This is a genomic window from Falsiroseomonas tokyonensis (assembly GCF_019024325.1).
Classification (GTDB): Bacteria; Pseudomonadota; Alphaproteobacteria; order Acetobacterales; family Acetobacteraceae; genus Falsiroseomonas; species Falsiroseomonas tokyonensis.
Window position 1 is genome coordinate 621,957 of the sequence record NZ_JAFNJS010000003.1, and the last position, 12,315, is coordinate 634,271.

11 protein-coding genes and 1 pseudogene are annotated in these 12,315 nt (G+C 68.5%); 8 read left to right on the forward strand and 4 right to left on the reverse strand.

The genetic code is table 11. The features are described 5' to 3' along the window. Positions 1–34: 34 nt before the first annotated feature. Positions 35–937: a LysR family transcriptional regulator gene (locus J3S20_RS13525; protein WP_216836991.1), complete on the reverse strand. Its 903-nt coding sequence runs from the start codon at positions 935–937 to the stop codon at positions 35–37. A gap of 85 nt (positions 938–1,022) precedes the next feature. On the opposite strand from J3S20_RS13525, the gene J3S20_RS13530 reads away from it, so the two are divergent. From J3S20_RS13530 to J3S20_RS13560, 7 genes and pseudogenes are all read left to right on the forward strand, one after another. Beyond that, on the forward strand, positions 1,023–1,613 hold the full coding sequence (locus J3S20_RS13530; RefSeq protein ID WP_216836992.1) for an NAD(P)H-dependent oxidoreductase: 591 nt from the start codon (positions 1,023–1,025) through the stop codon (positions 1,611–1,613). A 24-nt stretch (positions 1,614–1,637) separates the two neighbouring features. After that, positions 1,638–2,027 (forward strand): DUF6220 domain-containing protein, encoded by a 390-nt coding sequence (locus J3S20_RS13535; protein WP_216836993.1) that lies wholly within the window; start codon positions 1,638–1,640, stop codon positions 2,025–2,027. A gap of 71 nt (positions 2,028–2,098) precedes the next feature. Beyond that, the gene (locus J3S20_RS13540) at positions 2,099–2,329 is read left to right on the forward strand and encodes a hypothetical protein (protein ID WP_216836994.1); all 231 of its coding nucleotides are present in this window, start codon (positions 2,099–2,101) and stop codon (positions 2,327–2,329) included. Between the two features lie 65 nt (positions 2,330–2,394). Beyond that, positions 2,395–2,793, forward strand: coding sequence for a RidA family protein (locus tag J3S20_RS13545; protein ID WP_216836995.1), 399 nt, complete (start codon positions 2,395–2,397; stop codon positions 2,791–2,793). Positions 2,794–2,840: 47 nt separating this feature from the next. Next, on the forward strand, positions 2,841–4,967 hold the full coding sequence (locus J3S20_RS13550; RefSeq protein ID WP_216836996.1) for a prolyl oligopeptidase family serine peptidase: 2,127 nt from the start codon (positions 2,841–2,843) through the stop codon (positions 4,965–4,967). A gap of 112 nt (positions 4,968–5,079) precedes the next feature. Then, positions 5,080–5,962, forward strand: a pseudogene (gene bla / locus J3S20_RS13555) (class A beta-lactamase). A 30-nt stretch (positions 5,963–5,992) separates the two neighbouring features. Beyond that, positions 5,993–6,937 carry an alpha/beta hydrolase family protein gene (locus J3S20_RS13560; RefSeq protein ID WP_216836997.1) on the forward strand — a complete coding sequence of 315 codons (945 nt, stop codon included), beginning with the start codon at positions 5,993–5,995 and terminating at the stop codon, positions 6,935–6,937. A 244-nt stretch (positions 6,938–7,181) separates the two neighbouring features. On the opposite strand, the gene J3S20_RS13565 is transcribed toward J3S20_RS13560, so the two are convergent. Next, a complete protein-coding gene (locus J3S20_RS13565; RefSeq protein WP_216836998.1) occupies positions 7,182–7,445 on the reverse strand; it encodes a hypothetical protein in 264 nt (87 codons plus the stop codon). A gap of 247 nt (positions 7,446–7,692) precedes the next feature. On the opposite strand from J3S20_RS13565, the gene J3S20_RS31380 reads away from it, so the two are divergent. After that, on the forward strand, positions 7,693–10,215 hold the full coding sequence (locus J3S20_RS31380) for an alpha/beta fold hydrolase (protein ID WP_216836999.1): 2,523 nt from the start codon (positions 7,693–7,695) through the stop codon (positions 10,213–10,215). 248 nt (positions 10,216–10,463) lie between these two features. Here the strand turns inward: J3S20_RS31380 and J3S20_RS30220 are convergent, their stop codons facing one another. After that, positions 10,464–10,922 carry a hypothetical protein gene (locus tag J3S20_RS30220; protein WP_246602736.1) on the reverse strand — a complete coding sequence of 153 codons (459 nt, stop codon included), beginning with the start codon at positions 10,920–10,922 and terminating at the stop codon, positions 10,464–10,466. Positions 10,923–10,937: 15 nt separating this feature from the next. Continuing rightward, positions 10,938–12,305, reverse strand: a complete 1,368-nt coding sequence (locus tag J3S20_RS13575; protein WP_246602737.1) for a glycoside hydrolase family 55 protein — start codon at positions 12,303–12,305, stop codon at positions 10,938–10,940. Between the last annotated feature and the right edge of the window lie 10 nt (positions 12,306–12,315).

Consider the following 12,315-nt stretch of genomic DNA (forward strand, 5'->3'; position numbering starts at 1 on the left):
TGCCAATGGCGAAGTCGCGAACGGCAACGGTTGTTCACGTGGCAGCCCGCGCCACTGCTTGCAGCGTCGCCGCCACGTGGCGCACCGCCGGATCGCCCTCCCGCCGGCGATGCCAGGCCAGGTGGACTGGAAACCCTTCGACAGCGACGGGCGGCTCCAGGACCGCAAGCCCCTCGCGCATCGCGCCCAGAATGGACCCGCCCGGTAGCAGGGCGATGAGGTCCGAGCCCAGCAGCAGCGGCGGCACCAGCAGAAAGTGCGGGACGACGCAGCCCACCCGCCGCGTGCGTCCATGCCGCGCCAGCGCCTCGTCCAGCGCGCCGCGCATATCGCCGCGGGTGGAGACGAGCACATGGGGGTAGGCGAGCCATCGCTCCAGGTCGAAGCCTTCCAGGGCCGGGTGGCCGCGGCGCATGGCCACGACATACTCCTCGCGCAGCAATTCCACGCGGCGCAGATCGGGCCCGGCCGGGGGGATCAGCGAGACAGCGAGGTCGAGCGTGCCCCGCGCCAGCCCATCCAGCGCGGCACCCCCGCCCTGCCAGGGCTGCACGACCACATCAAGGCCGGGTGCGCTGCGCGCCAGCTCCGCCACCAGCGGGCCGAGAAGCAGGGCGGCGAGGCTGTCGGCCATGAGCAGCCGCACCGTTTGGCGCAGCTCCGCCAGTGGCACCTGCGGCAGGTCGAGCACGTCTCCGAGCCCGGCCAGCGCCTCCCGCAGCCTCGGCCGCAGCGCCTCGGCCAGGGGCGTGCGGCGCATGCCCCCGGCCGCACGCTCCAGCAGCCGGTCGCCGAAAAGCTGGCGGCAGCGCTCAAGCGCGCTTGAGGTGGCGGGCTGCGACAGGCCGAGCCGGTCCGCCGCGCGGGAGACATGCGCCTCCTCCAGCAAGGCGTCGAGGATGACGAGCAGGTTCAGGTCTACGCCGCGAAGCTTCATGGAATGGATAATGACATATACAGATTATCTGTTGGAGGGATTTCGCACGGCCTTCCAGTTTCCGGCCCGCACACCGGAGGCCGCGATGACCCGAACCCTGATCCTGTTCTTCCACCCCGATCCTGCGGGCTCCAAGGCGAATGCCGCGCTGCTCGCCGCGGCCCGGCCCTTGCCCGGCGTCGAGGTCGCCGACATGGCCCGCCTCGCGCCCACGGGCGTGTTCGACACGGACGCAGAGGTCCGGCGCCTCCACCGGGCTGACCGGCTGGTCCTGCAATTCCCTGTGCAGTGGTATTCCACGCCGCCGCTACTGAAGGCTTGGCAGGACGCGGTGCTGAGCCGGATGTTTTATGCCCGTCCCGAGGAAGGCGAGCGGCTTCGCGACCTGCCCGTGCTGGTGGCCGCGACGGCGGGCAATGTCCCGGAGGCCTATGGGCCGGCGGGCGTGAACCTCTACCCGCTCGAGGACTTGCTGCGGCCGCTGGAGGCGACTGCCCATCGCTGCGGCCTCGCCTGGTCCCGGCCCCATCTGCTGTTCCGGGCGAACCGGCTTTCCCCCGCGGAGCTTGATGCGGCAGGCGAGGCCTATGCCGCACGGCTGCGCCGCTGGATCGCGGCGACGGCGCAGGCCGTCGCGGCCCACGCGCGCCTGCTGCCGCTTTCGGCGGAGGCCTGAGCGGTGCGGTCCATTCCAGGCGCCTTGCCCCCGCCTGCGCCCTTCGTGCTGGCGGTCCGCGCGCTGCCGCTCGGGCTGCTGGCGCAGTTCCTCATCGCGGGCCAGGCCTTGTTTCGCGAGGGCGGGCTCTGGGGCGCCCATGCCGCGCTTGGCGTTGCGCTGGCTCTGCCGGTGGCCGGGTTGCTGGGCGGGGCGCTGCTGGTGCGGCGGCTGCGCGGCTTCGCGGCACCGGCCTGCCTCGTCGCGGGCCTCTACGCGGCGCAGGTTGCCCTGGGTGCGGCGGACGCCGCGCTGCCCCTCTCGCTCCATCCGCTCAACGGCGCGCTTCTGCTCGCGGCAAGCCTTGTGCTGCTCGCGCGGGTGGAGCGGGGGCGGGATGCCATGGCCGCGGCGCCGGCCGGCGCGACGCCATGAGCGCCCGCCCACCCCGGCCGGACCGCGCCCCAACCGCCCGGACACCGTCAATCCACGAAAGGTCGAACACCATGTCTTCCCATCGCCCCGCCCCTGCCTCCCGCACCTCCCGCCGCGCAGGCCTCGCCCTGCTGATGGGCCTCTTCGTCGCGGGGTGCGGCTCGGCTGGCGGCTCCCTGGAGAACGCCTACCGGGCGAACCTCGCCAGCGAGACCGCCCTCAACGCGCAGATCATCAGCGACCGTGCCCGCGCCCAGCGCTGCGAACGCGATCCGAGCCGCCGGGAATGCGGCCCTCGGTGATGGCCGATGACGCAGCCCGGCCCGCGCGGGCGGGTTCCAACACCAGCATCGAGGGAGCCACCGGCATGACCAGGCCCGAGCCCGTCTTCCCGCCCGGCCGCCACGCCCTCTACGAAACCCACCGCTACTCCGCCGCCATCCGCTCCGGCGACCTGCTCTTCGTCTCGGGCCAGGTCGGCAGCCGCGCGGATGGCAGACCCGAGCCCGGCTTCGAGGCCCAGGTGGAACGGGCCTTCGAGAACCTCGCGGCGACGCTGGCGGCGGCCGGCTGCGGCTTCGCGGACGTCCTCGACGTTACAACCTTCCACACCGATCCGCAGGCCCAGTTCGAGACCGTGCTGAAGTTGAAGGACCGCGTCTTCCCCGCGTCGCCCTACCCGGCCTGGACCGCGGTGGGCGTGACGTGGCTCGCGGGCTTCGACTTCGAGATCAAGGTCGTCGCGCGCGTCCCGGTGCATCCGTGACGATGCGAGAACTGCCCTCGTCGCGCCGCCGTGTCTTGCTGTCCGGCATGCTCGGCACCGCACTCGCCACCGCGCTGTCGCGCCTTTTTCCCATTCGCATGGCCCAAGGCCAAACAACAGAGGCCGCCATGCCCGCAATCACCTATCCGGAAACGCGGCGCAGCGATGTCGTGGAGGAGCGTTTCGGCCACCGGATCGCCGACCCCTACCGCTGGCTGGAGAACGATGCGCGCCGCGACCGCGAGGTCGCTGCCTGGATGGCCGCCCAGGACCGCACCGCGCGTGCCTATCTCGCTTCCTTGCCGGCGCGGGAGTCGTTCCACGCGCGGCTGACAACCTTGTTCGACCACGAGCGGCTCACCGCGCCGCAGCAGCGGGGCGGACGCTATTTCTTCACGCGCAATGCCGGCCTCGCCAACCAGGCCATGCTCATCATGCGTGAGGGGGCGGACGGACCTGATCGCGTGCTCATCGACCCGAATGCGTGGTCAAGCGATGGCACGCGCGCACTTGCGGAATGGTCAGCCTCCGAGGACGGCAGGCTTGTCGCCTTCGGGGTGCAGGAATCCGGCGGCGACTGGCGCACGATCCGCGTCCTCGACGTCGCGCGCGGCGCCTTTCTGGAGGACGAGGTTCGCTGGGCGCGATTCACGACCCTCGCCTGGGCCAAGGATGGCTCCGGCTTCTTCTATTCGGGTTTTCCCGCGCCGGCCGACGACACGCGATCCGCGGCGCCGGTGGGCGGTCATGCCGTGCATTTCCATGCGCTCGGAACCGCGCAGGCGCAGGACCGAGTCGTCCATGCGACGCCCGACCAGCCGCATCTGGTGCATGTCGCGACCGTGACCGACGATGGCCGCTACGCGGCGATCTTCTCGTCCCCCGGGTCGGGTGGCAGCACACCCACGATCGTCGATCTCTCGCGCCCTGGCTGGCCGTCGCGTACGCTCGTGTCGAACTTCGATCACTTCTGGGCTGTGATCGGGTGCGTCGGCACGAATGTCATCCTGGCCACGCAGCAGGGTGCCGCGCGCAGCAGGATTGTCAGCTTTGATCTGGCTGCCGCCGATGCGGACTTCGTGGAGCTAGTCCCCGAGCAGGACGGCACGCTGAGCGATGCGGTCCTGCTCGGCGGCCGGCTCGTGGCCTCATACATGGTCGATGTAAAAACCGAAGTGAGACGGTATCGGCTCGACGGCACGCCAGACGGTGCGGTGGCGCTGCCCGGCATAGGCACGGCCGGCGCTTTTCGCGGCCGCCTCGCCGACAACGAGGCATTCTTCACCTTCACCAGCTTCAATGCACCGACCACGATCCACCGCTATGACGTCTCCGCAAATGTCAGCACGATATGGGCGAAGGCTGACGTGACGATCGACCCACGCATCGTCGTGAAGCAGCGCTTCTACGCCTCGAAGGACGGCACGCAGGTGCCGATGTTCCTCCTCCGACGCGCCGACATCACCGGCCCGGCGCCGACCATGCTGCATGTCTATGGCGGCTATGGGATCAGCGTCGTCCCGATGTACTCGCCCGCGCTCCTGGCATGGGTCGAGCGGGGCGGTGTCGTCGCGGTCGCCAACATTCGCGGCGGCGGGGAATACGGAAAGGCGTGGCACGATGCCGGCCGTCTTCTCGCCAAGCAGAACAGTTTCGACGATGTCATCGCAGCGGGGGAATACCTGAAAGCCGAAGGCATCGCGGCGCCGAATGGTCTCGCGATCCAGGGCTCGTCCAATGGCGGAATGATCGTGGGTGCCGCGGTCAACCAGCGGCCCGACGTCTTCTCCGCGGCGCTGCCCGGCGTCGGCGTGATGGATATGCTGCGCTTCGACCGGTTCACCGGCGGTCGACTGTGGGTCAACGAGTTTGGCGATCCCGCCGATGAAGCGGACTTCCGTAATCTGCTGGGCTACTCGCCCTACCACAGTGTCCGGTCCGGTGCGGCCTATCCGGCGATCCTCGTCACGACCGCCGAGGCGGATGACCGCGTCGTGCCCGCCCACAGCTTCAAATACGTTGCCGCGCTGCAGGCGGCCGATCTTGGCGACCGCCCTCGTTTGCTGCGGATCGATACGCGCGCCGGCCACGGCACCGGCAAGCCGATCCCGCAATTGATCGAGGAACTCACCGACATGTTGGCCTTCGCCGCACGATGGACGGGGCTGGTGTGACGATGGTGAACGACGCCGATCGTGTTCAGGCAAGGAGACTGCGCATGCCCCAGTCCGTCCACGCATCGGCTTGGCACACCGAGGCCGCACGATGATCAGGCGCAGGACACTGATGGCCGGGACTTCAGCAGCAGCGGCCGGCGTGCCCTTCACGGCGCTCGCAATGAAGGGTGGTGGTGCCGAGCGGCTCGAGGCCGCCCTGCGCGAGATCGATTCGGCGCGCGGCGGTCGGCTCGGTGTCGCCGTGCTCGACAGTGCCAGCGGTGAGGCGGCGGGCCATCGAGCGACGGAGCGCTTTCCCTTGACCAGCACCTTCAAGCTGCTCGCCGCCGGCGCTGTGCTCGCGCAGGTCGATGCTGGCCGCGTTCGTCTCGATGACCGCATCCACTACGGACGTGAGGAGCTGGTGACCTATTCGCCGGTCACGGAGCGCCATGTGGGGGCGAACGGAATGACGATAGGCCAGCTTTGCGAGGCGGCGATGACGCTCAGCGACAACACCGCCGCCAACCTTCTGCTGCGCGGCCTCGGCGGCCCGGAGGGCCTGACAGCCTGGTTGCGCGGCATCGGTGACGATGTCACGCGCCCTTGACCGATGGGAGACCGCGCTGAACGAGGCGCGGCCGGGCGACCCGCGTGATACCACGACCCCCACCGCGATGCTGGCGACGATGCAGCGCCTGACACTTGGCGACGTGCTCTCGCCTGGTAGCCGCGCGCAACTCCTGGCCTGGCTAAGGGCAAACCGCACGGGGGATGCACGGTTGCGCGCCGGCCTGCCGCCCGGTTGGCAAGCCGGGGAACGCACCGGGACGGGGCCGAACGGCACAAGCAACGATGTCGGCCTGTTGTGGCCACCGGGCGGTAGCCCGCTGCTGGTGGCTGCCTACCTCACCGAGGGTGCCGCCGACATGGCGATGCGTGACGCGGCGCTTGCCGCTGTTGGCGCGGCTGTCGCGGCTGTCGCGGCGGCATGGCGCGGTGGCACTCGATGACGCTACCAGCTTGGGGTAAGGAACATACGCATGTCTGAAAAAGCCATCCACATTGGCGGAGATCATGTGGCTGGCATCGCGCGGCCCGTCTTCTCGGTAGCGCCCGTCAGCATGCCCGTGGAGGGGCGCGGAGCCCTGCTGCGGTTGCGCATCTCTGCACCGCTCGAAGGGTCGGAGCTCCCGATCATCCTGTTCTCCCACGGCAATGGACAGTCGCTGTACGCCTACGGGCCGCTGGTCAATCACTGGGCAGCGCAGGGCTTCGTCGTCATCCAGCCTACGCACCTGGACTCGCGCATGGTCGGCCTCGCGCAGGATGACCCGCGTCGGCCCCAACTGTGGCGGCATCGTGAGAACGACCTGGTCAGAATCCTGGATGCGTTGCCTGTGCTTCTTGCCGCCACGCCGGGACTTACTGGCCGCGTCGATGCCGATCGGATCGCGGTGGCCGGGCATTCCTGGGGCGCGCAGACCGCGAGCATGCTGCTCGGCGCGCGCCATCCGGATCCTGACGACGGATCGGTCGTCGACATCCGCGACGACCGTGTCAAGGCAGGGGTTCTGCTGACCATACCGGGCACCGGGGGCGCCAATCTGAGCCCGTTTGCGGCCCAACGGTTCCCCTTAATGCACCCGGACTTCTCGGGCATGACGGCTCCGGCCCTCATTATCGCAGGTGACGCCGACAGGGGCGCCATGACACTCCGCGGGCCGGAGTGGTGGCGCGAGGCATACGACTGCAGCCCTGCGCCGAAGGCGCTGTTCACGCTTCATGGCGGCGAGCACTCGCTTGGCGGCATCCCGAACTACGAGGCGCGCGAGACAACGGATGAGCGGCCAGCACGCGTCGCGGTGATCCAGCGTGTCTCGACCGCCTTCCTGTGGAGCGTCTTCCGACCCGGCGATGAGAGCTGGCACAGCGTGGTTGCCGAATTGGCGGGCGGGACAGCCGAGGGGCGCGTCGAAGCCAAATGACCACCGTCGAGCCAAGTCACCATCTGCTGGCCAAAAGCATCGCGCTTCTTGCGTTGCCTTGGCCGAAGAGGCCGAGAGGCGAGAAGGTACTGTCGCGGGCATGTGCAGCTTGCATGACGCCCCAGGGCCCTTTGATCGCGCGTTACGCTGCTTCGCCGTCGCGATCATCGAGGCAGGACAACGACATTGACCGAGGGTCGGTGGTTCAGCCGCGTCGACGGACGCAATCGGGTAATTCGCCTCACTACGACAATGGTTGCGATGCGCCCCCATTCACCCATCGGGAGCGAGCATGAGCATTCACCAGGAAGTCGCCGACTTCTTCGTCGATTACGTCGATGCGTTCAACCGCGACGATGCCGCTGCACTCGGCGAACTCTGGGAGACGGTCGGGTTGTTCCCCTCGCCGACCGGCAACTTCGCCATGGAGCGCCACGCTTTCCTCGCACACTGTACGGGGCTGATGAAGTTCTACCGCCGACAGGGCGTCGTGCGGGCCGAAGCCCATGTGCTTTCGGCATCCGTGTTGTTCCCGAATGTTGCCGCATCTCTCTCTTCCTGTTCTGCTGCCGCGATCGAGCGGGCGCCGCTGCGGGCCGCAATACAGCCAAGCCGTTCGTGGTGGCTCGACCGGAAGACGAGGCCCACCGCAGCGCGCGTCAGAGCACCGCTCCTTTTGCCGCCCACGCCGCCATCTCGCCATCGGCGATGGTCAGTGACACGCGCCAGCGGTCGCTGCGGCGTAAGATGTAGACATGCTCCCCCTCGACGGTTTCATAGCCCCAGCCTCGCCGGCCAACCTGCCGGACGCCTATGCGTTCGGCCGTTTCCTGCTGCGCATGCGCGAACGCGTCCTGCTCGACGAAGGCGTTCCCGTCGAGCTCGGCAGTCGCGCATTGGACGTGCTTTGCGAATTGCTGGCCGCTAGCGGGCAATTGCTGACCAAGGACGCGCTGCTTGCGAGCGTGTGGCCCGACGTCATCGTCGAGGAGAACAACCTCCAGGTTCAGATCTCGGCCGTGCGTCGTGCGCTGGGGCCATTCCGTGACTGGATCGCCACTGTCCCAGGGCGCGGCTACAGGTTCACGGCGCCGGTCACGATCCTCGCTGCCGAGGCGGCAGTGACCCATCCGGCCTATGCAGCCGCAGAGGCGCCGGCTCTGTCCGTGCTCGTGTTGCCGTTTGCCGGACGCGGCGAGGGCACGGCGCCTGAATGGTTTGCCGATGCGCTGACAGACAGCATCACCACCGACCTGGCGCGCGCCCTCCCGCGCAGCGGCGCTGTCGCCGCGCAGGTGACGGCGGACACCTATCGCCTGCACGCGGCCGACGCGCGCGCAATCGGCCGCGCGCAGCGGGTACGCTACGTGGTCGAGGGCAGCGTGTTGGTGGTGAATGCCACCGTGCGCGTGAACCTTCAGCTCATCTGTGCCGATACCGGCGCGCATCTCTGGGCGGATCGCTTCGATCTCCCTTGTGCGAACGACTTTCTGGCGCTTCAGTATGTGATCGTGGGGCGCATTGTCCGCTCTATCACGCCGCGCATCATCAATGCCGATGCCGACCGGGCGGAGCGCGCTGAACGTGAGCGTCCGGGTGGCGGTACGGCCGAGGACTACATGCTGCTCGGCTGGTCCGTCTTCTATCGAGCTGCTCCGCTGCAGGAGCATCTGGATCTCGCGCACGCGTATTTCACCCGCGCATTGGCACGCGATCCTGGACACGCCGACGCGCTGGCAGGGATCGGCATGCTAGCCGTGAAAGCGGTCGTGGAGGGGATTTCCTCCGAGGCCGCCGCCGCGCGTGACGCGAAGCTTGCCGAGGCGGAGGACATGTTTCGACGAGCGGTGAAGTTCGCCCCGGGCCACTATCTTGCCTTGAAGGGCCGCCTCGGGCTGCTGCGGGCGCGCGGCGCTTTCGACGATGCCATCATTGCCGCAAACGCGATGCTGGCGCGCAACCCCGCTGAGGTATTCGTCCATCGCGAGCTGGGCCTCAATCTGCTGCATCTGAACCGCGCCGAGGAGGCGCTCGACTGGTTCCGCCGCGCCGACGCCTTCGGCGCCAGCGAGCCGATGCGCTGGATCTGGCTGCAGGGCGAAGGCCGCGCCCTGCTGGAGCTCGGCCGCGACATCGAGGCGGTGGAGGCGTTTCGCCGGGATGCGATCACCCTGTGCAGCGAGGGCGACAGCGGTCGGCTCGATCTCTCTGAAAGATTTTGGCCGCCACCCGACGACGCGCCCCGCCGCCCCAGGACGCGGCGGGGGCGGCCCGCGAGCAGCGGAACAGGCCAGGGAATCACGAATATGGACGTGGCACTCGATCGGACACGGCGCCAGGCAATCGAGCTGGGGGCGGCCGTAATGATCGCGCTCGCCGGCTTGCCGCGCTCGGCCGGAGCACAGAGCAACAACAACCGACAAGGAACAACCAGCATGCCCAATCTAACGACCCGCGACGGTGTGGAGATCTTCTTCAAGGACTGGGGCCCGCGCGACGCGCAGCCCATCGTGTTCCATCACGGATGGCCGCTGTCCTCCGACGACTGGGATGCGCAGATGCTGTTCTTCCTGCAGCACGGCTACCGTGTTGTCGCGCATGACCGGCGCGGTCATGGCCGCTCGGCCCAAATCTCCAACGGGCACGACATGGACCACTACGCGGCGGATGCCTTCGCCGTGGCCGAGCATCTCGACCTGCGCAACGCGGTCCATATCGGCCACTCTACGGGTGGCGGTGAGGTCGCCCGCTACGTGGCGAAGTACGGCGAGCCCGCCGGTCGCGTCGCCAAGGCCGTGCTGGTGGCGGCCATCCCGCCGATCATGCTCAGGACCGAAGCCTATCCGGGTGGGCTGCCGATCGCGGTGTTCGACGGCTTCCGCAATGCGCTGGCGGCCAATCGGGCACAGTTCTTCCGCGATGTGCCGGCGGGGCCGTTTTACGGCTTCAACCGCCATGGCGCCACGGCGCATGAAGGCGTGATCCAGAACTGGTGGCGTCAGGGCATGATGGGCAGCGCGAAGGCCCATTACGAGGGCATCAAGGCCTTCTCCGAGACCGACCAGACCGGGGATCTGAAGGCCATCACCGTGCCAACGCTGGTAATGCACGGCGAAGACGACCAGGTCGTGCCGATCGACAGCTCGGCCAGGATCGCGGTCCGGCTGCTGAGGAACGGCACGCTGAAGACCTATCCGGGCTTCTCGCACGGCATGCTGACGGTGAACGCCGACGTGCTGAACCGTGATCTGCTGGCTTTCGCGCGCGGGCCAGCCTAACCGGACTGGTTCCAGGTCCAGCAGCGCCGCGACGAAGCCGCGGCGCCGCAGCCTTCTTCCCGGGGAGGCGCTGCACGAAGGGCAGATCGAGGGCGCTGGTCGGGATGGCGGCGAAGCCGCTGGTGCCACCAGACCGGCCGCCATAGGGCCGGCCAGACGTTGCCCGGCTTGCCGGGAAAAGAGGCGGAGGGGGTGCGCTGTCGCGCGGCGCGCTCCCTCCCTGTGTGGATGTCCATCGATGAAGGAAGTCACGGCACTCGTCGCTTCGCCACTGCCACCGACAGCGTCACCGCCGCCAGATCGAACGTCGCGCCAGAGATGTTCCGCGCCATCACGCGCACCGTGTTATTTGACCACACCGCGGCGTCGAGCTCGATGAACCGGGTCGACGACACCAGCGACGCCTGCGCCAGATCGCCCGCCCTTGCCCCATTCAACGTCACGTCGAGCCGCGCGGTTGCCCCCGGCGCCAAGCTCGGCAGATCCCACGACACCTCCGCCGCGAACTCTCGCCGCCCTGAGTCGAATAGCGCCCCCGTCAGCAACGGCGTGCCGTTCAACACCGCGGGCGCTGCCTCCGGCAGCCCGTAGAGCCGCAGCGCTTGCAGGTCGATCGGCCCATCGAAGCCGATCACCCCCACCTGCGCATAGGGCACGGAAGCGCCGACACGGATCGTCTGCCGCCGATTGAGGTTTGCGTCGTCCATCGGCGCGCCGGCGTTTCAACCCTTGGCCGGCCCGTTCCACTGCATGGTGGTGATCGAGGCCAGGACATCACCCGCGATGTCTTCGCGGACGTTCCCTGCGCCGTCGAACACCCGCACGAACAACCGCCCGCCCGAGGCGTCGCTCGTCAGCCGATGCGCCAGTGCGAACTCCTTCGCCTGGGAGGTGTCGAGCATCCACCCCAGCCCGCGGTTCGCCGCCAGCGTCACCGCGCGATCGGTCGGCGTGAGTTCCGTCAGTCCGTTGAAGCAGAAATCCGCGATGAAGGTCGCGGTGGTGGTAGAGGCGGCGATAGTGATCAGCCCCTCCACGCCCACCTCGGTCGCCGACTGTCGAAAGGCGGCGGCCCGGGTGTTCGGCACGCCGGCCAGGAAGCGCTGGAACCGGGACGCCGGCGCGCGATGCCGGTTGATCACCGCATTGCCGCAGCGGTTCGCCGTGGCGGTGTAGTCGATGCCGACCAGGTAGGTGTTGGTCCACGCGATGTCGTACTCGCAATCCTGCGCCCCGGCGGTGTGCCGCGCCGCCAAAGGCGAGCAGGCCTCCATGCGCATGTTGCGCGCGATGATGGCACTGCCCGAGGTCTGGTTCAGGAAGGGGATGGCGATGTTGCTGCCGGCCTGGCGCAGCTCGAAGTTGGGCACATCGAAGACGTGGCGGTTGTGGTTGGAATAGGCGCCCGCCTCATTGCCGAAGCGCACGCCCAACCGGTCCTGCGCGGCATTCACCCCCGTCGCCTGGGCGAAGTGGCCGCCATAGTAGCGCACGGAGGTGTTCCAGGCCGTGACCGTCGCGCACCAGATGTCGAGGCCGATGCGGTTGTTGACGATGCGCCCGAGCGTGAAGGTGCTGTCCTCGACGCCGCGGCCGTCGTCCAGGGTCCGCATGCCGATGGTGAAGCCTTCCACGCGGCGCAGCTCGATCTGGCTGGCATCGACGTTACGCACCGTGATGCCGATATCCGCCTCGGAGAACCAATCAGACAGCGTCTGCCGGATGACGTTCAGCCCGGTGTAGAGCTTCTCGGCGTTGCGGATGGTGCCACCATCGCCGAGTACCAGCACGGAGGTGGGCGCGGTGCCTGTGTAGCGGATGGTCCCCTGCATGATCAGCCCGCGCGCTCCGCCCGGCAGCGTGACGGTGCCGGAGACGTTCCAGGTGCCGGGCGGGATCATTGCGAATTTCTGGTCGGCGCCGGCGCGATCGAAGGCCGCCTGGATGGCGATGCGATCATCGGCCACGCCGTCGCACAGCCCGCCGAAATCACTCGGCAGCACCGCCTCGCGGTCGCGCAGGTACTTGGCGAAGTCGGTCTTGTTGAAATTGGCGTTGAGGACCAGCAAGTAATCGATGCGCGCTGGCATGGCGTTCTCC

What these genes read in the sequence shown, in the direction of transcription:
- J3S20_RS13550 (WP_216836996.1), top strand. Translation starts at nt 2,841, where the DNA reads ATGCTCGGCACCGCACTCGCCACCGCGCTGTCGCGCCTTTTTCCCATT.
- J3S20_RS13530 (WP_216836992.1), top strand. Translation starts at nt 1,023, where the DNA reads ATGACCCGAACCCTGATCCTGTTCTTCCACCCCGATCCTGCGGGCTCC.
- J3S20_RS13525 (WP_216836991.1), bottom strand. Translation starts at nt 937, where the DNA reads ATGAAGCTTCGCGGCGTAGACCTGAACCTGCTCGTCATCCTCGACGCC.
- J3S20_RS13545 (WP_216836995.1), top strand. Translation starts at nt 2,395, where the DNA reads ATGACCAGGCCCGAGCCCGTCTTCCCGCCCGGCCGCCACGCCCTCTAC.
- J3S20_RS13540 (WP_216836994.1), top strand. Translation starts at nt 2,099, where the DNA reads ATGTCTTCCCATCGCCCCGCCCCTGCCTCCCGCACCTCCCGCCGCGCA.
- J3S20_RS31380 (WP_216836999.1), top strand. Translation starts at nt 7,693, where the DNA reads ATGCTCCCCCTCGACGGTTTCATAGCCCCAGCCTCGCCGGCCAACCTG.
- J3S20_RS13575 (WP_246602737.1), bottom strand. Translation starts at nt 12,305, where the DNA reads ATGCCAGCGCGCATCGATTACTTGCTGGTCCTCAACGCCAATTTCAAC.
- J3S20_RS30220 (WP_246602736.1), bottom strand. Translation starts at nt 10,922, where the DNA reads ATGGACGACGCAAACCTCAATCGGCGGCAGACGATCCGTGTCGGCGCT.
- J3S20_RS13565 (WP_216836998.1), bottom strand. Translation starts at nt 7,445, where the DNA reads ATGGGCTTCGGCCCGCACGACGCCCTGTCGGCGGTAGAACTTCATCAG.
- J3S20_RS13560 (WP_216836997.1), top strand. Translation starts at nt 5,993, where the DNA reads ATGTCTGAAAAAGCCATCCACATTGGCGGAGATCATGTGGCTGGCATC.